Origin of the sequence: Alkalihalobacterium sp. APHAB7, assembly GCF_048323755.1 — a bacterium.
Taxonomy (GTDB): Bacteria; Bacillota; Bacilli; order Bacillales; family Bacillaceae_F; genus Alkalihalobacterium.
Map to the genome: position 1 here is coordinate 64,705 of NZ_JBLWFS010000009.1, position 25,248 is coordinate 89,952.

Below are 25,248 nucleotides of genomic sequence, written 5' to 3' on the forward strand. Positions count from 1 at the left end.
TCAAACAGTTGATCGGTTTAATTCATCCCTCTGTCCCAGTCCCTAAATGGATCAAGGCAGACTACATAAGTTTAAAATTGTGTATAAAAGTAGTTTAATCCAAAAGGTGCAGTTCTAATGGATACTGCCCATATCAAGAGTATAACAAAATGTAACAGATTTGTGATCAACTTTTCTTTATTTTATTTCAATATCTGCGGAATAAATTTGATGAACAACCTGCTCATCATCTTCTAGTAGAAGTACACCATCATCTGTAATGCCCTTAGCCACTCCCTCAATAGTTCCTTGTATTGTTCTTGCAATAATTCGCTTACCGAGGCTTATTGCATAACTTTCCCACTGTGGTTTGATCACATCAAAGCCTTCTAGGAGATAGTGCTTATACAATGATTCTAACTCATAGAAAACATTACTCATTAACTTCGCTCGACTAACTTCTTCACCTTTGGCAATCGCTAAAGAAGTGGCAATTTCACGAAGTTCAGATGAGAACTGTTCGCGTTTATGATTTACATTAATTCCTATTCCAATGATGACAGAATGCACATAGTCAGGCTCTGATTGCATTTCTGTTAAGATGCCCACAATCTTTTTGCCGTTCAGTAGAATATCGTTTGGCCACTTAATACTACATTGTAAACCAGTCGTTTTCTCAATACCTCTTACCACTGCAACCGCAGCAAGCAGCGTTAGCTGAGGCGCTTTCTGTGGAGATACTTTTGGACGTAAAATAATACTCATTGAAATACTCGTCCCAATTGGAGAATGCCAAACTCGGCCTAACCTTCCTTTGCCTGATGTTTGTTCATCAGCAATTACTACATGTCCTTCGGCTGCTCCTTCTTGTGCTAAACGATGGGCAACCTCTTGTGTAGACGGTAGTGATTCATGATAAGTAAGCTCTTGTCCAATTTTTTCAGTTTGTAAGTACACCTTTATTTCATGCGGTGAAATGGTATTAGGTCTTGTTATAATTCTATACCCTTTTCTTGGAACTGCCTCCACTTCATACCCGTTCTTACGAAGTTCCTCAATATGTTTCCAAATCGCCGTTCTTGAGCAACCTAGATTATTACTGATCTTTTCCCCAGATACAAAGCCATCCTCATTTTCTGAAAGCATCTCCAAAAGCTTGTCCTTCATCATTGATATCCCTCTCTTTCATTAGCCAAGCTATCATTTCTCTTGTATTATTTGCAACCTTTTGTGCTAGTACTGCCTTTTCTACTTTTACTAGTAGACGTTCAATCCAAGCACCTTGCTCTTTCTGAAATGCCTGTACTAGTAACTGTCCATTTAGATTTAAGTCCCGGCGACTTTTTATAGGCAAGTTATTGTGCCATTTCATTAAGGATTGCTCAGTATGTACATGGTTTTCTTCCGGGTGTAAAGTGTAGAGTAATCGCCCTAATTTTAAGCTGTTTTCTAGACCGATTTTGTATATGAGTCCGTTTGTCCAGCCGTTGTTTCTATAAGTATTCAATGCTTCTTGTAACCGAACGACTTGATGAACAAACTGCTTTGACTTTTTTAAAGCCTTCAAATAACTTATTAGATCTTGTTCAGTTTGATCAACATATAAAAAGGCTGCCCAAACCTCTTCAAGTGACAAAAGTATTTCCAGCTTCATCGCAGCTAAATCTTCTAAAGCTTTCTCCTTACCTTTTAAAAATGAAATGTGCTGTGTTAAACCTGAAGATAACATGTAATGGAGGCCACGCGAAAACGTCCTTGCCTTTACTAGCTTTTCGAATTCAGTAACCGCTCTTTCAATTGCTGTTCTTTCAGTTAAACCTCGGCACTTTGTAATTGCGTCAAATGTTTCCTTTTCAATTTCAAAGTTTAATTGACTACTAAAGCGACACGCACGAAGCATTCGTAACGGGTCCTCCACAAAGCGTTCTACTCCATTCTCCACAGCACGAATTAATCGATTTTCAAGATCGTTATAAAAGTTGTATGGATCAATTAACTCCATTTTTTCATTCATGGCCATTGCATTAATAGTAAAATCTCGTTTCTGTAAATCTTCAGCTAAAGTACTTCTACCGTCAGAAACAGAACGATAAGTGGTTACTTCAAAAGACTGTTCTTCTAAACGTACAATAATCGTACCATGCTCTTTACCTAAAGGAATCGTTACCTCAAAAAGTTCTTCAATCCGCTCTACAGGTGCAGATGTCGTAATATCGATATCATGAACCGGTCGTTGTAAGAGAAAGTCTCTGACTGCCCCCCCGACAAAATAAGCTTCATCGCCTTGTTGCTTTATCTTGTGAATAACTTTTGATCCAATTAAAAATAACGGTTCCATACTGTTGCCCCTCTTCATCTGTTGAGAGTTGAATGATAAATATGCTCATATTGATCAACAATATCTTTTGAACTAAAATGATCTAACACACGCTCACGTGCACTTACGCTCATTTGTTTATGCATCTCTTCGTCTGTTAATAAACTAATTGCCTTATCACTTATAGTCGATATATCACCGACTTCACATATGTATCCTGTTTTACCATCCTCAATTACTTCTGGAATCCCACCAATATTCGTTCCGATGACAGGAACCCCACATGCCATCGCCTCTAGTGCAACTAAACCGAAACTTTCTTTTTCAGATAATAAAAGTAATAAGTCAGAAATGGATAAAATCTCAGCTACATCTTTTTGACTACCTAAAAACAATACGCGCTCCTCAATCCCTAACTGTTTGACAAGTTGACAAGCAACAGTTAACTCGGGTCCATCACCTATTAACAGTAACTTTGAAGACAGATGTTCGTTAATTTTTGCAAAACTTAAAATAACGTCCTTTACTCGTTTAACAGGGCGAAAATTAGAGATATGAACAATAACCTTCTCCTCTTCAGCAATTCGATATTGCCTTTTAAGCTCAGTATTGTCTCTCTTATAATACACTCGCTCATCTATAAAGTTGTAAATCGTTTTAATGTCTTTATTTACGTCTAGCAGTTCTCCAGTTTGTCTCACAAGATCATTTGAGACTGCCGTTACAGTATCAGACTGTTCGATCCCAAATCGAATAACTTCACTTAAAGAAGGATCATATCCTAAAACGGTGATATCCGTACCATGCAATGTCGTCACAATCTTTAAATGGTCACCAACCATTTGTTTTGCTAAATAGGCACATATTGCATGAGGAACGGCGTAGTGTACATGAAGTATATCTAACTTTTGCCTTTTGGCAACCTCAGCTATTTTACTAGCTAGAGATAAATCGTATGGAGGGTGTTTAAATACAGAGTATTGATTTACCTCTACTTCATGAAAAAATATATTTGGATCAATTTTATCAAGACGAAAAGGAACGCTAGAAGTAATGAAATGAACTTCATGCCCACGTTCTGCTAGCAGCTTTCCTAATTCTGTTGCAATAACTCCAGAACCTCCGACCGAAGGATAACAACTAATTCCGATTTTTAGTTTCATACGTCTCCTCACTTCTTTTGGCCTTTGGCTTTAATTTTTCTGTCTCCACTCAAGCTCTCCACGTTCAATTCCTTTTATTAAGATTTCTGCTGTAGCCATATTGGTTGCTAACGGTATAGAATGAACATCACAAAGACGCAAAAGAGCACTTACATCAGGCTCATGAGGTTGTGCCGTTAATGGGTCTCTGAAGAAAATAATTAGATCCATTCGATTTTCAGCGATTAGTGCCCCGATCTGTTGATCTCCTCCGTACGGACCAGATAAAAATCGCGTAATTTTCAAAGAAGTTGCGTCCATTATACGTTGTCCAGTCGTGCCTGTTGAAAATAATTCATGCTCTTTGAAAATGTGTTCATAGGCAGTAACAAAATTGACGATATCTAATTTTTTTTGATCATGTGCGATAAATGCAATTCTCACTTTGATTTCCCCTATTCAATAATATTTTCTAATCCATAAATTAACGTGTCCATTTTCATAACTGTTTCTACAGATAACTGAATACCAGGCATGAAGGATGTACGATTAATTGAATCATGTCTTAACGTTAATGTTTGACCTTGTCCTCCAAAAATGACTTCTTGATGGGCCACTAATCCTGGTAACCGAACACTATGTATATGCATACCATCGATAGTTGCGCCACGAGCGCCTGCTAATTCTTCTACTTCATCTGGGTGTCCTTGGACTTTTGAAGCTCGAACCTCCTGAATGAGTTGAGCGGTTTTAATCGCTGTTCCAGATGGAGCATCCAGTTTTCGGTCGTGGTGTTTTTCAATGATTTCAACATCAGGTAAGTATTTAGCAGCAGCCTGTGCAAACTTCATCATAAGAATTGCACCGATTGCAAAATTTGGCGCAATAATGGCACCTAACTTTTTATCTTCAGCTACCTTTCTTAACTCATTTATATCTTGTTCACTAAAGCCCGTCGTCCCCACCACAGGTCGCACTCCATGATTAAAGGCAATTTCCATATGTTTTCGACCAAATTTGGGTGCTGTTAAATCTATAAGGACATGTGGCTCATGCTCAGCTAAACATACTGCTAGGTCCTCATAAACAGGAACATCTAATGCTGGCTGTCCTTCAATATCTTTTAATAACTTCCCGTTATTTTTTGAATCCACTACTGCCGCAAGCTGGAAATGCTCAGTTGCTGTCACCATTTTTACCGCTTCACTACCCATATTCCCTCTTGGCCCTGCAATAACAATCTTAATCCTGTTCTCTGTCATTTATGATTCCTCCTCTATTTTTGTCCAACGATTGGCATCTCTTGTTTTAAATTTTTCCATAACAAGTTCTAATGCCTCATCTAGATTAATATTTAATGAATTAGCAAAACAAATAAGGACGAAAAAAAGATCGCCCATTTCTTGTTCCATAGAGCGCTCGTCTTCTGAATCTTTTTTCGGCTTTTCTCCGTAATAATGATTCACTTCACGTGCTAGTTCACCTAATTCTTCTGTCATTCGTGCTAGCATCGCTAATGGACTAAAATAACCTTCCTTGAATTGACTTATGTATGCATCTACTTCCTTTTGCATATCCTTCAAGCTTCGATCTTCCATGCTCAACACCCCTTATATTCATGTTAGCTAATTCAGGAGCATTTGACAAATATTTATCGAATAAAACATTTATTTCTATAGATCGTGGAATGATTTGATGTAATAACTACAACTTTTAACCTTTAGCGAGGATAATTTGATAACCAATTTGCCCAAATAATGCATATCCAGTATAATATTCGTGCGACACCCATTTGTATCCGCAATAATTAAAAAAGGACGTAAAACATGACCTATCGTATTAAATTTAAAAATGTATTCTTTATTCTGCTTGGCTCTGCCATTCTTTCTTTTGGGCTAGTTTATTTTAATATGGAGAACAATTTAGCTGATGGCGGATTTACGGGAATTACACTAATCCTATTCTTTATCTTCAATTTTGATCCAGCTATAACAAACCTCCTTTTAAACATACCTCTATTTTTCGTTGGTTGGTATATTCTAGGAAGGCATACTTTTATCTACACGATCATCGGTACTTTAGGTGTCTCGCTCTTTTTGTATATTTTTCAACGCTATCCCGTTATTTCTTTACCACTTCATGATGACATGACTCTTGCGGCTCTCTTTGCAGGAGTATTCATCGGTGTCGGTCTTGGTATTGTGTTCCGTTACGGTGGAACAACAGGTGGGGTAGACATTATTGCAAAATTAGGTTACAAGTACATCGGTTGGAGTATGGGAAAAACGATGTTTATCTTTGATGCAATGGTAATTGGCTCATCTTTACTTTATTTAAACTATCGCGAAGCCATGTATACGCTATTAGCTGTATTTATAGCAGCCAAAGTCATTGACTTTATCCAACAAGGTGCTTATTCAGCGAAAGCTTCGTTTATTATTTCAGATCGTGTCCCTGAGATTGCAAGTGCCATCTTAAAAGAAATGGACCGGGGAGCTACTGTACTTAATGGAAAGGGAAGTTTTACTGGTTCCGATAAGGAAGTACTATACTGCGTAGTGGGTAGAAATGAACTTATTCGTCTTAAGGGATTAGTTGAAAGAATTGACCCCCATGCATTTGTTACCGTCAATGACGTTCAAGATGTGATTGGTGAAGGCTTCACACTAGATGAAAATAAGAAACCATTAGAAAATTAGAAAAATTCAAGAAAGCTAAAAACGACTGAAGGAGTAGGTTCCTTCAGTCGTTTTTCTTTTTTCCTTTTAATTAATCGTCACTGTTCATTCCGATGTACATCAGTACAAAACGAACGAGTTCCATAACAGCAACTAATGCAGCCGCTACATATGTTAATGCTGCAGCATCTAAAACTTTTCTCGTTTCACGTTCTTCATCGTTGCGGATAATTCCTGAAGAAACCATTTGTCCCATGGCTCGACTACTTGCATTAAACTCAACCGGTAACGTAACCACTTGGAAAAGAACCGCAGCAGCCATGAAAATAATCCCTAAAAGGACTAATCCTGACATTCCCATAAGAAACCCTGCAATAAGGATAATAAATGACGTGTTTGAACCGAAATTCGCTACAGGAACTAGTGCGTGACGGAAACGCAGAAACGCATACTCTTCTGCATCCTGCATCGCATGTCCGACTTCGTGCGCAGCAACAGCAGCACCTGCAACAGAATTCCCATAGTAGTTCTTTTCTGAAAGACGCACAGCCTTAGCACGCGGGTCATAATGATCCGTTAATTCTCCTCGAATCGGCTCAACTGTAACATCATATAATCCGTTATCATCTAAAATCTTTCGAGCAACTTGCGCACCAGTCATACCCGATGTAGCCGCAACCTGAGAATATTTCTTATAGGCCGACTTTACTTTTCTTTGCGCCCAAATTGGAATGATTAAGATAATCGCAAAATAAACTAAGAATGCTCCTAAACCCATTTGTAAACTCACCTCTCGATGTACACTTTTATAATTATTCTAATTTAAACATCAAAAAAAGTCAATTTATATACTAACTATATTGTGGCGAGTTATTGACATTTACACACTGTTAATGGTGAATATCTAATCTCTAACTTTCACACGTCGCTTTTCTGCTCGGTACTTTTTCCAGCCTACATAAGATAATGAAATAATAATCATTCCACCAATAGTTAGCATAACCCAAACAAGCGACGGATCTGCACTATCTTCTTTAACTTGCTGATACAAATTCTGGAATTCCTTTTCCATCACAAACAATTGTTTTTGCATACTAGTGTCATGGATCATATCGTTTCCATAACGATCGATAAATTGAACGAGTGATTCAATTTTTTGAACTTGTACACCTTCGACACTAACTAGTAATGCTGGTCGTATCATTTGGTATACACGTAGAAATTCATTTATTTTATGGCGGAAAGCTTGAGCATCTTTTTGTTGCATTGTACCTTTTAATTCATTAATTGACTTCATAATTGTTTGTTCAGAACTCAGCCACAGAGGATGGTGCGGACTAGTCAAAGCATCAACAACGAGCCTAAATTCTGTCGCCAACCTAACTCGCTCAACACGATTCATGGAAACTGCAGTAACTGACTCCATTGCTCGCTCATATGATTTAGTAATGATTTGAAGATCGCTCATCGATAGGGAAGATTGCTTATGATCTAAAGATAAAAATTGCTTCGAAAAATAATCTAACAATTGTTTTGCTTCTTCAAGCTTTTCTTGCTTTACTAATTGTAAAACTTTATCCGAAGTGTCATTTAGCGTACGCCAATATTCCTTATCCTCAGCGGCATTACTATATGTTGGCATGCTCAAAACAAAAATAGTAAGTAATATAAGTAAAAACGAGCGCATTTCGGTCCCTCCTTCATCTACTCTAATCTATGAAGGTGTGGACAAGAGTAGACCAATTTCAGGACAAGTTTTTGCGACTTTTCAAAGTTACTTTTCAGGTCGAATAGAAAGCTTCAATCGATCTTCTCGAACTCCGTACCAATAAACTACGAGTACCGAAAAAATACTTAGCCAAAATGTAAAATAGCCAATATGATGAATGTATGGTTGAAGACTCCACGAAACATATGGATGCATATTATAAACGTAATCAATAATGTCATTATGTAATGTCCAAACAGCGACGAGCATTAAATGCCACCCTTTGATCCGGTAGTAAGGTAAGTATAAGACCGCTTGCAGCGCCATCCCTAAATGAGATGCGATCAGCATATAATTTTGCCACCCTAATTGAGAACCGGTCACTCCCGCGCCAATATTCATAGCTACAGCCCACAACCCATATTTAATTAAAGTAACAGCCGCAAGTGCTTCAAGAAGTGGAACATTTCTACCTAAAATAAAAGCGATTAATACAAATAAGAAAAACAAGCTTGCTGTTGGACTGTCAGGAACAAAAATTAAAAAGTGTGTTGGTGTTGCAGCCAGTTGATCCTTATACCAGTAGTACCCATAGATCGTACCGAAAAAATTGATGATCAATAACATATATAACATGAGGGGTTGCCTGAAAATCTTTAATAATGAAATCACACGAAACACACTCCTTCGTATTCTTGAGAACCTGAAGCTACTAATAATAATTTAATGTGTAAAAAAAGCTGACTATATAGTCAGCTTTTCATTAAAAACTATTCGTCGCCTTGACCGTCATTGGCGATAAACTGTGCAAGAATTTCAAGCTCTTCATCAGTACCGTCGAATAAGCCAGGAGGCATTGAACCTTGTCCGTTAATTACGATATCTTTAATTTCATCAACAGTTAAGCCTGTTTCAACTAAAGCGTAACCAGCAGATCCACCTTCCATTTGGTTACCGTGACATCCGATACATGATTGCGTGGCATAAATTTCATATCCTTGGGCTGTATCATCGATTTCGTGTTCAATGATTGCACCTTGCTTAGCAGCTGCTTCCCAGTCATGTTGGTCAACAGACTCCCAAGTTAAATAGATAGTAGCGATTACTGCTAAAAGCATTAAACCTGTAGCTACAGGACGCTTGGATGGTCTTCTTTCTTTTCCAGTATCTAACCATGGCGCTAAAAGTAAAGCACCAAACGCTAAACCTGGTATTACAATTGCACCGATAACTGTGTATACACCAGCAGCATATTCATATTTTAATAATTGATATAAGAATAAGAAATACCAGTCAGGAAGCGGAATATAACCTGCGTCAGTCGGATCAGCCATACGCTCTAATGGCGATGGATGGGCAACAGTTAAACATAAGTAACCGATTAAAAATACCGCACCAACCATCCATTCCTTTAATAGGAAGTTTGGCCAAAACGCTTCCGTTTTACCTGGATATTCAGAATAGTCTTTTGGAATGTTAGGTTTTCTGTGTTCTAAGTCTTTAACACGAGAGTCACCAACAAACTTCATCCCTTTACCACGATGCATCGATTTCCCTCCTTTATAAATTGTCTTTTATTTTTTACAACGGTCCAGAAATACCTTGCTTACGAATCATGAAGAAGTGAGCTCCTAGTAAACCTAAAAGAGCACCTGGTAAGAAGAATACATGGATTGCAAAGAAACGAGTTAACGTCGCTGCCCCAATAATTTCTCCACCAGCAAGTAGTGTTTTCGCAAACCCACCGATAATCGGCGTTGCTTCAGCGATCTGTAAACCTACTACAGTTGCAAAATACGCTTTCATATCCCAAGGTAAAAGATAACCTGTGAAACCAAGGCCTAACATTACGAAGAAAATAAGTACTCCGACTACCCAGTTTAACTCACGAGGTTTCTTATATGATCCTGTGAAAAATACACGTAACGTATGTAGGAACATCATTACGATAACTAAACTAGCTCCCCAGTGATGCATACCGCGAACGATAACACCAAAAGCTACTTCATTTTGTAAATATGCAACGGAATGATAAGCATTAATAATATCTGGTACATAGTACATCGTTAAGAACATACCAGATAGGATCTGGATGACTGTGACGAAGAATGTTAACCCACCAAAGCAATAAACAAATGCTGAAAAGTGATGGGCAGGGTTAACATGCTCAGGCACTTCATGATCCGCGATATCACGCCACATAGGAGTAATATCGAGACGCTCATCAACCCAGTCATAAATTTTCTGTAACATGAGCTACGCCCCTCCTATCCTCTTCGAATTGGTCTACCTAAGTAAATATATCCGTCTCTAACTTCTAATTCATATACATCAAGTGGTCGTGTTGGTGGTGTACCAGCAACATTTGTACCGTCTAATTCAAAACGACCGAAGTGACATGGACAGAAGAATTGGTTTTCAAAGTCTGGATTAGTGTTCCAGTCTACTGTACAGCCTAAATGAGTACATACAGGAGATAATGCAATAATCTCATCACCTTGTCTAAATACCCAAGCTGCCCCAGTTACTTCTGAAGTATACCATGCATCGACCTGCTCAAATTGGAAGTTTTTACGGATTGGCTCTGAAGTAACTTCATCTACATGAAGATTAATCGGAACCATATCGCTTTCAGCACCAACTTTTAAAGCTGGATCTAACGCAAAACGAGCCATAGGCATGATCATACCTGCAGCCATAAAACCGCCAACCCCTGTTAGCGTATACGTTAAAAATTGACGTCTTGATACTTTATGATCTTTCTCACTCACTCTATTTCCCCCCCTACGTTTGTAAGTTAAGTCCAACCGGACATAATTTAACACATATAATACTAGGACATACTCATGATAGCTAACTACTCTTTCAATGTCAATCTTTTCAGAAGTCAAAATGCCACGGAAATTTCATAATTAACGATTTTGCCACTTGTTTGTCAAAAAGGGGATAAGCTGTTTAATTTGTCCCTCAATGACCTCGACCTTATGCTTTTGGTCCATATGTTCTAATGGAATAGAAGGTAGCCAAATAAGCGTTTCTGTCAACTCTTGTTTTGCCTGTTCCCATTCAAAATCTGAAGTGATGTAAACAATGTGTTTAATTTCATTTTCTTTAAGTTCTTTTTCCCAACTCTTAAGGCGCTCTAACTTTTCAATATCACTCTTCAAATATGTAAATGCTGGAAATTCAATCACTCTACCTTGGAATTGCCGTTCTAATTCACTAGAGATAATTGAAATGAATTCTCCCATCGCCACTGTGGACTTAATCTCCTTCTCCCAGCTTACAGGGATTAACGGAATTAACGCAGTATCCACATATTCTTTTGCTTGTAAATATGTATCCATTTCTTTAGCTAACCATTTCATCTCTACTCTCTCCTTATAACAACTAAAATATTAATATTCTCTTATCTTACAGAAAAAAGTACAAAAATAAAACAAGCTGACTTATTCTAAGAGCTTTAGAGCCCCCAATAAATCAGCTTCTACTTATCATTTCTTCTTTTTTGTTAATTTATAAAATGTATCTTCATCTCTTTTGTCTAACGCTTCATCCACTTTTTCATACCATTGTTTGTCACTAAACGAAGCTAAAACTTTATCAAGAAAAATTTCAGCAATAATTGCATCAGCCGTTGCCATTTCATTTGCTGGTAAATACGGATTTTCTTCAAGGACAGCAACATAATGAGGGTTTGTTTTAGCATTCGAGAAGTTCAACTGAATATATACGTCCTCATCATTATTAAGGCGAATGTCATGAAAAGCCTTTTCTGCATCCATCGTTACATGCTTTTGCTTATGGAAACAAAACGGAACATGATCAACGTCAGTTGTAGAAATAATTAATGCTTTTGGACAATATTCAGCTCTTTCCACAAAATGAACTTTTTCCATTAAGTCTTCATCACTAATTAAGTAATTTAAGAGCCAAGCACACTCTCTTCGTTTCAACTGATACTCATTAAGAAACCAACGTAAAAACTCTTTCTTCTCATATACTGAAATAGTGCTGCTCATCCTGATTCCCTCCCCGAAAGGCTAATACCTTAGTTCACATTTGACACGACAACAGAAAGAATCTTATGTATATAATTATTCTCTAACTTACAGTTCAAATCCTCTAAAAAGTACAAAATTATTGTTACATGATTATGAACAATTTATTGTATGTCCTCTTCTAAATAATCAATGAATTCTTTAATATTTAACCGTGTTTCATCTAAAGTGATGGCCTGCTTAAATAAACGGAGACTTTCCTGTCGTTCTCCATTTTCCATTAAAAACTTCCCATATTCTTCAAGAAAATCAACATCATCTGCAAAATCTACTTTAACAGCCTCAAAGCACTCTTTCGCTTGATCAATGTCATCATTCTCATATCTTGCTACTGCCTCATACCACGTTAAGACCGGATCTCCCTCGCCGATATCCTTTAAGTATTCGACCAAGTCAATTAAGTCATCAAAACGATTTTCATGCTTTAGGAATCCTGCTAATGTACGTATTGCTTCAAAATGACTCGGATTAATTGCGACGACTTCTCTTAAATATTCTTCCCCTTTTTCACGGTTTTTCATCTTAAAACTTAACTTCCCACCATGAACGTACAGTTCTTCGTTATATTGATCAACTGACAGACCCTCATTAATGATTTTAATGGCCTCTTCATACCGGTGTAGCACTTCATAACATTTTGCTAAATATGGATACACACTGCTGAATTCCGGATCAAGTTCCTTTAATGTATTGAATTGTTCAATTGCCAGCTCGTATTGTTCAATTTGGTATGCTGTATACCCATAATTAAACAGCGCATGAATGTCTAATTGTTGATCGAGACCCTCCTGATATAATTTCAAAGCTTCCTCATACTCTCCTGTACCACTATATGCTTCAGCTAAACGTAATGCGATATTTAACCCTTCCATTTCTACATTTGCGTGATATGCCTTTTTTAAATGTGGGAGGCTCTTTTGAAAATCACCTCTTGCTAAATAAAAATCACCGAGACCAAAAGAGACAATCGGTTCATCTGGGGCTTTCTCGATTGCCTTTAACAATTTTTGTTCTGCGACTTCATCTAACCCTTGCATTTGATATAGATCTGCTAATAATAAAAGTGACCTTAAATAAGCAGGATCATCTTCTTTAATCTCTAAGAGCATTTCAATTGCTTCGTCCTCTTGATCTTGGTCGATTAATAACTCGGCAGAAAACGTATATAATTCACCTTCATCTGGATACATCATGAGTAAATCATCCACCAGTTTTTTTGCTTTATCAATATGTCCTAACGCATAATAGGTTTCCGCCAGTTCAAATTTTGTTTCATGATTAGTCGTATTCTCAAGTTCTTCAAGTTGTGCAAGTCCTTGATCGACTTCCCCATTCTCTATTTTATGTACTGCATTTATTATTTTTTGCATAACAGCCTCCTGCGTGGTACCTTATTTTACTCAATAAAAACACCATCATAATTATATTATGATGGTAGCATGAATATTTGCTTTTAACTATCTTTTCGCATTATAGACAACACATTATAGATCTATAACATCCCTATAAGCTTCAGTAATTGGTAAGAAGTGCCTCGGAACCGCAATACGTACTTCTCTTCCGTAGCCAGGCTTATAATAAACGTGATCCCCAGCTTTTAGTACTTTTCCTCGCAGGACAACGACAGCTGGCTCATTTGGAGTATCGCAAACTTCTTGTCCAGGTGCATCTTTCTGAAACATGATATAATCAACATCGCTTCCAGCAATTAGTTCACTTTTTTTTGGATATAGCCCGATTTTTTTTGAAAGAACCTTAGAGAAAGGCTCATGTTCACACAAAAACGGATGGTGGGTTGGAATACGATGTTGATTCGAGAGCATTTCCCACGTATCTGCAAGCTTTTGTTCTTCTTTTCTTGTTAATGGAGTAACTGTCCAATTTGGGATAACCAAAAGTTGGTAAGTTAGCATCGCTTCTTTAATACGTCCCCACGCAACCTTATAAAAATCTTCAACTGATGTGATATTAACGAGGATGATTGGAACTTTTTCATTTTTACATTTTCGAACGAGAGCAGGAGTAAATCCATCAATATTCGTTTGAATCCCAATTACGTAATCAATAGGACTATTAATTAGTTGGTGACGTGCATGCCTCAACTTCTTCTTTAATTCATCAACATTCTCTACAAATGGAAACGTAACGATCGTCGTACACCCTTTTTCAATCAGTCGCTTAAACCTCATTTTATAAGCTTCTTTGTGTTTGAAGTTAATTATGTTGAAATCATTCATAATATGCCCAGCCGCTATAGTAAATCCGCTCATATTTATTCGTGTAAATTTAAGTTTGTCCATCCTATCGTTCACATATGAAATAGAATCATTTTCAATGTAGTAAGACTTCTTTATAAATTCACAACCTTCTTCCCTTTTAGCGTCTGCAAGAATGTATTTCATTACTATCCCACCTTTCTTCTATAGACAAGCTATGAGAAAGACTGAGAAAACATTCCCTATTTTGTGTATATATTAACAGTCGTATATCTTTTTAACTTAATGTTTACCTAGAAAAAAAAAGACCTGTTCAAAAACGTAAACGCTTTCAAACAGGTTTAGCAAGATGCTAAAAAGTCTATTAGTATGGATAGGAGTGGAGAGAAACCATACGCTAATTTTTATTATATAGAAAATACTGACAAAGTCAATAATTACTTTCAGAAAAATAAAAAAATATTTTCTAGGTCTGTTATTCTCTAAATATAATAACTAACATGGAGTGTCCTCGAACTTAAGAGCATAACAGTTCGACTAAACACAAATAGACGAAAATCCAACTGATTTCCGTCTACTGTCTATTTTCTGTAATTTATAATGACTACTCTTCTTTATGACAACTTCTTAATATGGTCAAAGAAATTAGGATATGAAACAGCAATAGCTTCACTATTCTCAACCGTAACGCTACCATTAGCAACACAGCCTGCTATTGCCATTGCCATCCCAATACGGTGGTCTCCATGACTATCGACTGTATTTCCTCTAAGCTGGACAGGACCATTTATGACCATTCCGTCATCTGTAGCTTCGATCTCAGCCCCTAGCTTCCTTAACTCACTTACTACCGTATCAATACGGTTCGTTTCTTTTACTTTTAGCTCTTCTGCATCACGGATTACTGTTTTTCCTTGTGCTTGTGAAGCTAGCACCGCAATTACAGGGATCTCATCGATTAATCGCGGAATAATATCACCGCCGATTTCAGCGCCTTTTAGATCCGATGTGGAAATAATGATATCTGCAACAGGTTCTCCATTTGATTCTCTTTCATTGATCAGTTCGAGTTTAGCACCCATTTGTTGAAGAACATCAATAATTCCTGTACGTGATGGATTAACTCCTACATTTTCGAGAACGATTCGACTATTAGGAACAATTGCACCTGCTACCAGGAAAAAGGCTGCCGAAGAAACATCTCCCGGCACGACAACATGCTGTGCTTTTAAGTCTTGTCCACCTTTAACAGATACCGTCAGACCATCTATTTCTACATCAACACCAAAAGCTCGCAGCATCCGCTCCGTATGATCACGTGACAAATGGGGCTCAGTAACAGTCGTTACACCTTCACTTTGTAAGCCGGCAAGTAATAGTGATGATTTCACTTGGGCACTAGCGACCTTAGAAGTAAAATTAATCCCCTTCGTTTGACCTCCACGAATAGATAAAGGCGTTAAATTACCGTTATTACGTCCGTCAATAACTGCACCCATTTGACGTAAAGGCTCCGTTACTCGTGACATCGGTCGTTTGGCAATTGATGCATCACCGATAACAACAGAGTGAAATGGGCGTGTAGATAAGATGCCGAGCATTAAACGGGTTGTTGTCCCAGAATTTCCTACATCTAAGATTTCACTAGGCTCCGTTAACCCTTCCCATCCTTTACCTTCAACTTTCACTTTATCTCCTTGCGCCTCGATATAAATCCCGAGTTTGCGAAAACAATCAATCGTACTTAAACAATCCTCACCTGGTAAAAATCCTTCAATCGTAGTTGTCCCCTCTGCGATCGCACCAAACATAACAGCACGATGAGAGATTGATTTATCACCTGGTACTTTAATTGTTCCATTTAAGCCACCAGTGATTTGTTCCACTTTACTCATTTCTCTCACTCCATTAAATTAGTTTCATACAGATGTGATCTTAAGCTCGTTTCTGCTTTTTCTCTATCTTCATTCGTACGGAAAGTTAATCTTAGAACTCCCATAATATCCTCGCGAGTCTCAATAATGCGGATATTTGTAATACTTATATTTTCCTTCGCTAAAATTCCTGTGATATCAGAAATAACCCCAGGGTGATCGGGAACGTCTACATATAAATCATAGAACGCAGGAATAGCACCTTTTTTATGAATTGGGAGACCGTCACGGAATTTCTTTGCATGATCAAAATATTGGTGGATCTTATCATCTTCCTCTTGCTCAATAAGGACCCTTACATAGTTCATCTCTTCTTGCCATTTATCTAACAATTCAATTAAGCTCTCTTTATTATGAATGAGAATATCCCGCCACATGACAGGACTCCCTGAGGCAATTCGCGTGATATCACGAAACCCTCCTGCCGCTAATCTTGAAACAAGCGGATCTTCTTCTTCAATTTTAGCTACTTGATGGACAAGACTCGCTGCAACAATATGAGGAAAATGACTAATAGCACCTGCTAATCGATCATGTTGTTCAGGAGACATCTCGATAAAACGCGCTCTCGTACCTTTTAACCAATTTTGTAATTGAATAACTTTGTTCATACTTTGTTGATCTACAGGTGTTAAAATATAAAAAGCATTCTCAAACAAATGTGCTCTTGCCGCCTCGACCCCGCTTTTATGAGAGCCAGCCATAGGATGGCCCCCAATAAAAGTTACGTCTTTTTCCTCTAAGCAAGTTGCACTTTGAAATATTCTTTGTTTGGTACTGCCGACATCCGTAATAATTGCACCTTGCTTTAATTCGTAATTAGAAATATCCTCCAGTAGTTGTTCTGTTTTAGTAACTGGTGTGGCTAATACAATAAGATCTGCATTTCTTACCCCAGCTCGAATTGAATCAGTTGCGTCATCAATAACTTTTAAAGACAAGCCCATCTTTACTTGTTGTTCATTAATGTCGTAGCCAACAATATGGACATCGTGCTCTCTCCTAATCGCTAATGCAATTGAGCCTCCAATTAAACCTAGACCGATAACAAATACTTTGCGTTTCTCCACGTTAAAATCTCCTTCTAACCTACAGAGTTCACTTTCTTTCTTCAAGCCATGCTGAGAGCTCTTGAATAATTCCTGCATTTTCTTCTTGGCTTCCTACTGTAATTCGTGCACATGTTGGGAACCCGAGTGCATTTCCAGAGCGAATAATGTAGCCTTTTTTCAAAAGAAAATCAAAAATTTCATCACCTTGAATACCAAAGTCAATTAAGAGAAAATTCGTTTGTGTTGGGTAATATTTCAGATTAAACTTCTCACAAAATTGAATGTATTGCTCAATTCCTTCTACATTTCTCTTATAACAATCTTTAATAAACTGTTGGTCTTCTAAAGCAGCAATTGCAGCCGCATGTGCGAAAGTTGTCGTGTTAAACGGCGGTCTGACTGGCTCTACTAAAGAAATAATCTCTTTGTTAGCAATACCGTATCCAATACGCAAGGCTGCCATGCCATATGCTTTTGAGAACGTTCGTAAAATAATTAAATTATTATATTGTTGAAGTAAAGGAACCGTTTGCGGGAAATCAGAAGCTGTAACATATTCATAATAAGCTTCATCTGATACGACGAGAACATCGTTTGGAACTTTAGCCAAGAATGTTTTAAATGATTCTTCATTTACATATGTACCTGATGGATTATTCGGGTTACAAACCCAAACAATTCTCGTTTTTTCATCAATCGCCTCAAGCATTGCATCTAAATCATGAACTCCGTCTTTTGACGGTACTTCACGAACTTCAGCCCCCTCAATCACAGCATTTAACTTATATTGTGAAAATGTAGGATCCGCAGTCACTGTATTTGTATCAGGGGTTAAAAATGTTCTACAAAGCAACTGAATGACTTCATCCGATCCATTTCCAAACACTAGTTGATCTGGATTGACATTCACAAACTGCGCTACTTTATTACGTAATTCCGCTGCATAACCATCTGGGTAAACGGCAGTATGACTCGCAAGTTGTGAAATCGCCCCAGCGACTTTCTTCGAAGCTCCAAACGGATTTTCATTGGAAGCAAGCTTCACAACTCTTTCTAATCCTAATTCACGTTTAACTTCCTCAATTGGTTTTCCAGGTTTATAGGCTGGCAACCCGATAACTTGTGGTTTTGCTTTCACCTGTATGCACCTCTTTCTATGTATTCATTTGTAATGCTTGATTTTAACTAAGTCAAAATCGTACGCCTTAGCTTTTCTTATACTATCTAAGGTTAAACTTCCCCCAACAGATAGTATATAAATAAGTTCGAGGCCGACCCTGACATGCAGACATCCATAATACCTATATTCATTGCTTCCTAAGGTGCAATGAAAAAGATACAGCGGTATCTGACATTTCGCTTTCGAGTCAGCCTCTATTCAAAAAGTTGACATACCGATCAAAAAGACTTTAGCGGTTTACAGTAAGAAATCTATAATACTATGTTACGATGAAATGAGCGAAAGGACAAACCTTTTTATATGAAAAAGTCCATCTTTTCTTAATTTTTCATCTTCAAGAAGCTCCTTTACATTCTCAACCTCGCGAATAATCGCACTTCCAACAATTACACCATCACAATGGGACTGTAACTGCTGTACCTGCTCATTGTTGGAAATTCCAAAACCAACGACAACTGGCACTTTACTATATGAGCGGACGTCTTCTAAAAATTCATAAACTTTAGGATGAAACTCGTTTCGAACTCCTGTCACCCCTAATGAGGACACACAATAGATAAAGCCTTTTGCTGATTTTGCTATTTTTTCAATTCTTTGTTTGGATGTCGGCGCAACGAGTGAAATAAACTGCAGCTCGTTTTCTTCGCATAACTGAGCGAGTTCTTCATTTTCTTCAAACGGAATATCTGGAACAAGCAGTCCATCTACCCCACACTCTTTTGCTTTATTCATAAATTCCCGTTCACCAAATTGAAGAACTGGGTTATAATACGTGAACGCTATGACTGGGATTTCCAGTCCTCTTTCGCGCATAATCGGAACGAGCTCTAATGCTCTCTTAAGTGACATTTTATGTGCTAGTGCTCGTTTCGCTGCTCGTTGAATAACTGGCCCGTCGGCAAGTGGATCTGAATACGGGATACCAAGTTCAAGCGCATGTGCACCCGCTTCTTGTAAAGTTAGCGCCAATTCGATCGTTGCTTCTGGTGTTGGATCACCAGCCATAATAAAAGGAATGAATAGTGATTGATCTTGTTTTTGAACGTATTGTTGAAATCGTTGCATTATTCTTGGTCACCTCGCTCTGCTTTCATTAACGTATGAACATCCTTATCGCCTCGACCGGATAAACATACGAGGATTATATCATCACTTGTTAATTGTTTTGCTCGCTCAAATGCCTTTGCTAATGCATGGGCACTTTCAATGGCTGGAATAATCCCTTCAGATAGCGATAATTTTTTTAAAGCTTCAAGTGCTTCGCTATCTGTAACCGCTTCATAGGACGCCCTCTCAATGCTTGCTAAGTACGCATGTTCAGGCCCGACCCCTGGATAATCCAACCCCGCAGAAATGGAATATGGCTCAATAATTTGTCCATTTTCATCTTGAAGTAAATACGTAAGCGATCCGTGAATTACACCTTTTGTTCCTTTTGTAATTGTTGCAGCATGTTGATTAGTTGTTACCCCTTTACCAGCAGCTTCAACTCCAATCAATTTCACATCATCGTTTAGGAATGGATAAAACATTCCAATCGCATTACTTCCCCCACCTACACAGGCAACGATTTCATCAGGTAAACGCCCTTCTACTTCTAGCATTTGCTTTTTAGCCTCATCACCTATAATTCTTTGAAACTCACGAACCATTTTCGGATACGGGTGTGGACCTACGACTGATCCTATTAAATAAAATGTGTCTTCAGCGTTTCCAACCCAATAACGGATGGCTTCGTTTGTTGCATCTTTTAAGGTTCTGCTACCGGAAGTAGCCGGAATGACCTCCGCTCCTAACAGCTCCATTCTGAAAACATTCAGCTTCTGTCGTTCGATATCTTCTTCTCCCATAAACACTTTACATTCTAAACCAAAGCGCGCTGCAATGGTGGCAGTCGCAACCCCGTGTTGACCTGCTCCTGTTTCTGCAACGATTTTCTTTTTTCCCATTCGTCTGGCAAGAAGTGCTTGCCCCATCGCATTATTTAATTTATGTGCGCCCGTATGAAGTAAATCCTCACGTTTCAAATAGATCTTAGCGCCACCTAATTCTTTAGAAATATTTTCAGCATAGGTTAAAGGAGTTTCCCGTCCTGCATACTCTTGTAAATGGTGGTGGTATTCTTCAAAAAAGGCAGGGTCTTGCAGAGCCTCATCAAGTGCCTTTTCTAAATCTTCAATTGCATTCATTAACGTTTCAGGTACAAATTTCCCACCGAAAGGCCCGTATCTGCCACGTTTATCTGGATAATTGGTTATCATGATTAGTAATCCTCTCTTCGATCAGTTTGATCAATGTTTTATCTTTTGTTCCGTCCTTTTCTATTCCACTAGAAATATCGATTCCATCAGGGTAGTAGGTTAATAACTCATCGACATTACTAGGATTAATTCCACCTGCTATAAACACAGGTCTTTGCAAAGATTTACCTTGCTCAATGTATTTTGGAATATGCCCCCAGTTAAAGGTAATACCTGTTCCACCCCATTGGCCTTTGACTTTACTATCAATGATAAACGCATCAACAAAAGGCGCATAGTCGCTCATGTTTTGCCATGCCTTTTCTTTATGATGAATGACTTTCCAAATCGTTTTTTTCACCCGTTGCTTAATTTCTTGAACAAGTTCTGGTGTCTCATGCCCGTGACATTGAATAATATCAACAGGCACTTTGGAAACTATCTCTTCTATTTCCGAAATGGTTGCATTAACGAATAAGGCAACGACTCGTTTTGTGTGGTTAGTTGGAACACTTTTTAACCAGCTGTTCACATCTTCAGCTGTGACTTTTCTCTTACTTTCTGCAAAAACGAAACCGATATATTCAGCTTGGGAGTTTATAACGTTATTAACATCATGTAATGAGTGATTTCCACAAAATTTAAGCTTCGTTTGCAACTGCTTCTCCCCCAAATAATGTTTGAATTCCTTCTGCAGGAGAACTCGCTCTCATCAACGATTCCCCGACTAATATTCCGTTTGCTCCTGCTCTATATACACGATCAACGTCTGCATGAGTATGAATTCCGCTTTCACTAATAAATAGACTGTTGTTTGGAATTAAAGAACTTAGTCTCTCGGTTTGCTCTAATGACGTTTCAAACGTTTTTAAATTGCGATTATTAACACCGATAATTTCTGGTGTAAACACGGATAAAACTTCTTCTAACTCTTCTTTTGAGTGTACTTCGACTAAACACTCAAGACCTTTTTCGTACGCAATTGTATATAATTCTTTTAACTTCTCTACTTCAAAAATACCAGCAATCAATAGAATAGCATCTGCTCCAATACGCACACTTTCCTCAATTTGAAGTGGACTAATAATAAAGTCTTTACGTAAAACTGGAAGATCTACTTCTTCTTTAATCGCTGTTAAATAACTACGATGCCCTTGAAAATATGTGCGGTCCGTTAAGACTGAAATAGCATCAGCGCCACTCTCTTCATAAGCTTTACCAATTTCCACAGGTTGAAAGTTTTCTTTTATCACACCTTTTGAAGGAGACGCTTTTTTCACTTCCGCAATTAAACCAACTTTACGATTCGGGTGAGAAAGGTGCTGAAAAAGAGATCTGCGTTCAACTGATAGGCCTGGCGGTAAAACTAACTGATCAAGTTCTTCCATCTTTGTTTGTATAATTTTTTTAAGCATCGATTTTCTCCACCTTTTTTTGTTGTAAATTCATAAATTGGTTATATACTGTTCCATTTTCAAGTGCTTTTTGTGCTTCTTCAACACCTTCTTTAATAGATGGTACTTTACCCGATATATATAAACCTGCTCCAGCGTTATAGGCCACAATGTTTTTAGCCGCTTCATTCTTTCCGTTTTGGAAAACATTTAAGATCATGTTTGCACTTTCGAGAGGAGTATTTACTTGAATATCACTTAAAGTCCCTCGCGGCAACGCAACATCTTCCGGTGTCAGAACATATTTTGTAATTTCCCCATGCTTCAATTCCGTTACAAAGGTATTAGTACCGATTGAAATTTCATCTAAGCCTTCTGCACCTGTTACGAGCATTGCTCTTTTAACTCCTAACTCTCTAAGTGTTTGAGCCATTAATTCACCGTACTTTTCATCAAACACTCCGATTAATTGAGCTTCTGCATTAGCTGGGTTCGTTAATGGACCTAATAAATTAAAGATCGACCTGAAGCCTAATTCCTTTCTAGGCGTTGCAACATTTTTCATTGCGACATGGTAAAGTGGAGCAAATAAGAAACTCATTTTCTTTTGTTCTAGTACAAGAGCTGCTTCTTCAGGAGTTGTTTGGATTTCAATATTTAAATGTTCTAAAACATCTGCACTGCCACTATTCGAAGAAACGGATCGATTGCCATGCTTTGCAACTGTCGTACCAAGCGAAGACAATACTATAGCAGCGGCTGTTGAAATATTAAATGTTTTCGCATGGTCCCCGCCTGTTCCGCATGTGTCAATTACACCCTTTTCATTGTGAGGAATCGATATAGCATGCTCTTTCATTGACTTTGCAAAACCGACCATTTCCTCCAAAGTTTCACCACGAAATCTCAATAATGTTAGCAAGCTAGCAATTTGACTATGTGTTGCTGTACCAGTCATTATTTCATCCATTACTGATTTTGCTTCTTGTTCTGACAAGTTTTCCCCACGAATACATTTTTGCAATATGTCTTTAAACATTACCAATCGCCTCCTCCGCATTTCTCTTAACCATAGCCTCTGCTAATTGAACAGCATGTAAAAGTGCTTTTGCTTTATTTCTTGTTTCCTCATATTCATTTTCTGGGATTGAATCAGCTACGATTCCTGCACCAGCTTGAACATAAGCCTTTTTGTTTTTTATCACTAATGTGCGAATTGCGATACACGAGTCAATATTGCCATCAAAACCAAAGTACCCAATCGCCCCTGCATAAATTCCTCGTTCTGTCGGTTCAATTTCCTTTAAAATTTCCATTGCTCTAATCTTCGGTGCCCCCGAAACTGTTCCAGCAGGAAATGAAGAAGAGAAAGCTTGGAGTGGATGAATACCTTCTTGCAATCTCCCAGTTACTTTAGAGATGATGTGCATAACATGTGAGAAATTCCCGACTTCTAGTAAGACAGGCGTCTCAACTGAACCATATTCAGCTACTCGGCCGATATCATTACGAGCAAGATCTACGAGCATATAGTGCTCGGCACGTTCTTTTTCATCCGATAATAAGTCTTGAGCTAACACTTGATCTTCTTCTACTGACTTTCCGCGCGGCCTCGTTCCAGCGATCGGATGAATTTCCATATGTCCGTCTTGAATCTGGACAAGTCGTTCTGGAGAGCTACCGATAATTTCGTTGCCACCAATTTTTATATAAAACAAGTAAGGGGAAGGATTTACCATACTTAACACTCGGTAAATATCTAGACCACTAACGTCGATATCCACTTCAAACCGTTGCGATAACACTGCTTGAAACACATCTCCAGCGCGAATATATTCTTTAATTTTTTCAACATCTGATAGGAATTGTTCCTTTTTATAGTTAGAACGAACCTGCTCAAACGATACATCGACTTTGTATGTCGGCGGTGGTAATACTCGCTTGTCTTTGGAACCATCCATCATTTGTGCAACAACATTTTTCATCGTTTCGACGGTTTTGTTATAGATCTTTTTGTTTTCTTCATCATTCTGACCCGAACTAGGAAGAGAAATTAAATACATTTCTTTTTTGTGATGGTCGTATGCAATAACTAGTTCACAGAACATAAATTGAACCGTTTCCTTGTTTGTCTCCTCCTGAGCAAGCACACGTTCAAATTGCTCTACCGCATCATATGATACATATCCGACCATACCGCTATGGAAGGGGATTGGAAGTTTAATTGGTTTCACATCCACATATTTTGTTGCATAGTCAAATGCTAATTGAAAAGAAGAAGTAGTATGAATGGTCTTGTTTTGATCTTTAATAAAAAAATCATCCCCATGATTGCTTAAAAACAACTTTGGATAAAGGCCAATAAATGAAAATCTTGACCATGGCGACTGCTCATCCTTACTTTCAAGTAAGTAAACCGCATCTTGCTCTAACTGACGAAAAATTTGAATGGGTGTTAACGTATCAGCAAATAAATGACTAATAACGGGAACTGTTTTGAATTGATTGGCATCTTCTAAGTAAGAAGATAATGAGGTATTTAACATGATTTTCACTCCTTCATATAAGTGAGTGAAAATGAATGTGAGACATATAGCGGAGAAACAGAGGCTAGAACATCCGTACTGCTATGAATTTAGCATCCATTAATTAAATCTAAATATAAAAAGCTGACTCTATAGTGCCCAGCTCCCCAAAACCATACGAAAATAGCGGTGCTGTTGAAACAATCAGCACTAACATTTCGTATTGAGGCACCTGACACCCTTCACTAGAGTCAGCCGAATCATTAATAAACCTATTCGCTCTGCTCAGCTCTACTCAACTATTCATTCTCATCTCTGCTCTACTCTTAAATAAACCTATTCTAAAGAACTCATCTTTTGAGTTTCTTTTCATGTAGTATATACTAATATTCTATACAACTAAACTAAAATTAAACTCTCATCTCAACTAATGTAATCTTACCTTGAGTCTTCTTTATTTGTCAATTGTAAATCTGGTCGAAGTGAAATAGCGTTCTCTAAATATATATGCTCAACTTCACTTTGAGGTACATCAGTTTCTGCCGTAATCATCACTCGAATACACATCGGCAGACTATTCGGCACCGGGATTTCAAGTGCACACATAATCGGTACAAACTTCCACCCTTCAAATCGTCGTAATGCTTTTGCTGGGAACGTCGCATTTAAATCCTGAGTGACTGTCACAACAATTTGGGCAACATCTTCTGACTTAATCCCATTTTTGATAATCATTGTTTCCAATAATTTTTCTGTTGCATCCAAGATAACCTCTTCTTCATTTACCTCAACTGTTGTTGCGCCTCGAATTCCTCTAATCAT

Annotated in this window: 27 protein-coding genes; 1 reads left to right on the forward strand and 26 read right to left on the reverse strand. The window is 37.9% G+C overall.

Annotated features, from left to right (window positions below; genetic code table 11):
- Positions 1 to 177 precede the first annotated feature (177 nt).
- The 6 genes from ACNSTQ_RS11175 to ACNSTQ_RS11200 are packed head-to-tail and all read right to left on the reverse strand — an operon-like array spanning position 178 to position 5,036.
- Positions 178 to 1,146 carry a biotin--[acetyl-CoA-carboxylase] ligase gene (locus tag ACNSTQ_RS11175; RefSeq protein WP_418199995.1) on the reverse strand — a complete coding sequence of 323 codons (969 nt, stop codon included), beginning with the start codon at positions 1,144 to 1,146 and terminating at the stop codon, positions 178 to 180.
- Positions 1,109 to 2,317, reverse strand: coding sequence for a CCA tRNA nucleotidyltransferase (locus ACNSTQ_RS11180; protein ID WP_418199900.1), 1,209 nt, complete (start codon positions 2,315 to 2,317; stop codon positions 1,109 to 1,111). The genes ACNSTQ_RS11175 and ACNSTQ_RS11180 overlap by 38 nt, the downstream gene beginning before the upstream one ends.
- Positions 2,318 to 2,331: 14 nt before the next feature.
- Positions 2,332 to 3,459 carry an N-acetyl-alpha-D-glucosaminyl L-malate synthase BshA gene (gene bshA / locus ACNSTQ_RS11185; RefSeq protein ID WP_418199901.1) on the reverse strand — a complete coding sequence of 376 codons (1,128 nt, stop codon included), beginning with the start codon at positions 3,457 to 3,459 and terminating at the stop codon, positions 2,332 to 2,334.
- A gap of 30 nt (positions 3,460 to 3,489) precedes the next feature.
- Positions 3,490 to 3,882, reverse strand: coding sequence for a methylglyoxal synthase (mgsA, locus tag ACNSTQ_RS11190; RefSeq protein ID WP_418199902.1), 393 nt, complete (start codon positions 3,880 to 3,882; stop codon positions 3,490 to 3,492).
- A gap of 11 nt (positions 3,883 to 3,893) precedes the next feature.
- Positions 3,894 to 4,700, reverse strand: a complete 807-nt coding sequence (dapB, locus tag ACNSTQ_RS11195) for a 4-hydroxy-tetrahydrodipicolinate reductase (protein ID WP_418199903.1) — start codon at positions 4,698 to 4,700, stop codon at positions 3,894 to 3,896.
- Positions 4,701 to 5,036: a nucleotide pyrophosphohydrolase gene (locus ACNSTQ_RS11200; protein WP_418199904.1), complete on the reverse strand. Its 336-nt coding sequence runs from the start codon at positions 5,034 to 5,036 to the stop codon at positions 4,701 to 4,703. It lies immediately after the preceding gene.
- A 228-nt stretch (positions 5,037 to 5,264) separates the two neighbouring features.
- On the opposite strand from ACNSTQ_RS11200, the gene ACNSTQ_RS11205 reads away from it, so the two are divergent.
- Positions 5,265 to 6,137 (forward strand): YitT family protein, encoded by an 873-nt coding sequence (locus tag ACNSTQ_RS11205; protein WP_418199905.1) that lies wholly within the window; start codon positions 5,265 to 5,267, stop codon positions 6,135 to 6,137.
- Positions 6,138 to 6,207: 70 nt separating this feature from the next.
- Here ACNSTQ_RS11205 and ACNSTQ_RS11210 read toward each other — a convergent pair whose 3' ends face one another.
- The 20 genes from ACNSTQ_RS11210 to aroH all read right to left on the reverse strand — a co-directional run bounded on the left by ACNSTQ_RS11210 (position 6,208) and on the right by aroH (position 25,248).
- Positions 6,208 to 6,894 carry a zinc metallopeptidase gene (locus tag ACNSTQ_RS11210; RefSeq protein ID WP_275116536.1) on the reverse strand — a complete coding sequence of 229 codons (687 nt, stop codon included), beginning with the start codon at positions 6,892 to 6,894 and terminating at the stop codon, positions 6,208 to 6,210.
- Positions 6,895 to 7,020: 126 nt separating this feature from the next.
- Positions 7,021 to 7,803, reverse strand: a complete 783-nt coding sequence (gene ypjB / locus ACNSTQ_RS11215) for a sporulation protein YpjB (protein ID WP_418199906.1) — start codon at positions 7,801 to 7,803, stop codon at positions 7,021 to 7,023.
- 87 nt (positions 7,804 to 7,890) lie between these two features.
- Complete coding sequence (locus ACNSTQ_RS11220; protein WP_418199996.1) at positions 7,891 to 8,460, reverse strand: DUF1405 domain-containing protein; 570 nt, start codon at positions 8,458 to 8,460, stop codon at positions 7,891 to 7,893.
- Between the two features lie 134 nt (positions 8,461 to 8,594).
- Entirely contained in the window at positions 8,595 to 9,371 is a 777-nt protein-coding gene (locus ACNSTQ_RS11225) for a c-type cytochrome (protein ID WP_418199907.1), read from the reverse strand.
- A 34-nt stretch (positions 9,372 to 9,405) separates the two neighbouring features.
- Positions 9,406 to 10,077 carry a menaquinol-cytochrome c reductase cytochrome b subunit gene (qcrB, locus tag ACNSTQ_RS11230; protein WP_075384751.1) on the reverse strand — a complete coding sequence of 224 codons (672 nt, stop codon included), beginning with the start codon at positions 10,075 to 10,077 and terminating at the stop codon, positions 9,406 to 9,408.
- Between the two features lie 14 nt (positions 10,078 to 10,091).
- Complete coding sequence (locus ACNSTQ_RS11235; protein WP_275116539.1) at positions 10,092 to 10,595, reverse strand: ubiquinol-cytochrome c reductase iron-sulfur subunit; 504 nt, start codon at positions 10,593 to 10,595, stop codon at positions 10,092 to 10,094.
- 141 nt (positions 10,596 to 10,736) lie between these two features.
- Complete coding sequence (locus tag ACNSTQ_RS11240) at positions 10,737 to 11,192, reverse strand: YpiF family protein (protein WP_418199908.1); 456 nt, start codon at positions 11,190 to 11,192, stop codon at positions 10,737 to 10,739.
- Between the two features lie 126 nt (positions 11,193 to 11,318).
- Positions 11,319 to 11,846 carry a ReoY family proteolytic degradation factor gene (locus ACNSTQ_RS11245; protein ID WP_418199909.1) on the reverse strand — a complete coding sequence of 176 codons (528 nt, stop codon included), beginning with the start codon at positions 11,844 to 11,846 and terminating at the stop codon, positions 11,319 to 11,321.
- Between the two features lie 143 nt (positions 11,847 to 11,989).
- Positions 11,990 to 13,255: a tetratricopeptide repeat protein gene (locus ACNSTQ_RS11250; protein ID WP_418199910.1), complete on the reverse strand. Its 1,266-nt coding sequence runs from the start codon at positions 13,253 to 13,255 to the stop codon at positions 11,990 to 11,992.
- A gap of 114 nt (positions 13,256 to 13,369) precedes the next feature.
- Positions 13,370 to 14,287 carry a hypothetical protein gene (locus ACNSTQ_RS11255; protein WP_418199911.1) on the reverse strand — a complete coding sequence of 306 codons (918 nt, stop codon included), beginning with the start codon at positions 14,285 to 14,287 and terminating at the stop codon, positions 13,370 to 13,372.
- A 428-nt stretch (positions 14,288 to 14,715) separates the two neighbouring features.
- A complete protein-coding gene (aroA, locus tag ACNSTQ_RS11260; RefSeq protein WP_418199912.1) occupies positions 14,716 to 15,996 on the reverse strand; it encodes a 3-phosphoshikimate 1-carboxyvinyltransferase in 1,281 nt (426 codons plus the stop codon).
- A 5-nt stretch (positions 15,997 to 16,001) separates the two neighbouring features.
- Positions 16,002 to 17,183 (reverse strand): prephenate dehydrogenase, encoded by a 1,182-nt coding sequence (locus ACNSTQ_RS11265; RefSeq protein ID WP_418199913.1) that lies wholly within the window; start codon positions 17,181 to 17,183, stop codon positions 16,002 to 16,004.
- Positions 17,134 to 18,225 (reverse strand): histidinol-phosphate transaminase, encoded by a 1,092-nt coding sequence (hisC, locus tag ACNSTQ_RS11270; RefSeq protein WP_418199914.1) that lies wholly within the window; start codon positions 18,223 to 18,225, stop codon positions 17,134 to 17,136. The genes ACNSTQ_RS11265 and hisC overlap by 50 nt, the downstream gene beginning before the upstream one ends.
- Before the next feature lie 306 nt (positions 18,226 to 18,531).
- Entirely contained in the window at positions 18,532 to 19,332 is an 801-nt protein-coding gene (trpA, locus tag ACNSTQ_RS11275; RefSeq protein ID WP_418199915.1) for a tryptophan synthase subunit alpha, read from the reverse strand.
- Positions 19,332 to 20,528: a tryptophan synthase subunit beta gene (gene trpB / locus ACNSTQ_RS11280; RefSeq protein WP_418199916.1), complete on the reverse strand. Its 1,197-nt coding sequence runs from the start codon at positions 20,526 to 20,528 to the stop codon at positions 19,332 to 19,334. Before trpB ends, trpA begins: the two co-directional genes overlap by 1 nt.
- Positions 20,506 to 21,165: a phosphoribosylanthranilate isomerase gene (locus ACNSTQ_RS11285; RefSeq protein ID WP_418199917.1), complete on the reverse strand. Its 660-nt coding sequence runs from the start codon at positions 21,163 to 21,165 to the stop codon at positions 20,506 to 20,508. The genes trpB and ACNSTQ_RS11285 overlap by 23 nt, the downstream gene beginning before the upstream one ends.
- Entirely contained in the window at positions 21,149 to 21,922 is a 774-nt protein-coding gene (gene trpC, locus ACNSTQ_RS11290; protein WP_418199918.1) for an indole-3-glycerol phosphate synthase TrpC, read from the reverse strand. Before trpC ends, ACNSTQ_RS11285 begins: the two co-directional genes overlap by 17 nt.
- Complete coding sequence (trpD, locus tag ACNSTQ_RS11295; protein WP_418199919.1) at positions 21,915 to 22,940, reverse strand: anthranilate phosphoribosyltransferase; 1,026 nt, start codon at positions 22,938 to 22,940, stop codon at positions 21,915 to 21,917. The genes trpC and trpD overlap by 8 nt, the downstream gene beginning before the upstream one ends.
- Entirely contained in the window at positions 22,933 to 24,447 is a 1,515-nt protein-coding gene (trpE, locus tag ACNSTQ_RS11300) for an anthranilate synthase component I (protein ID WP_418199920.1), read from the reverse strand. The genes trpD and trpE overlap by 8 nt, the downstream gene beginning before the upstream one ends.
- Before the next feature lie 417 nt (positions 24,448 to 24,864).
- Complete coding sequence (gene aroH, locus ACNSTQ_RS11305) at positions 24,865 to 25,248, reverse strand: chorismate mutase (protein WP_418199921.1); 384 nt, start codon at positions 25,246 to 25,248, stop codon at positions 24,865 to 24,867.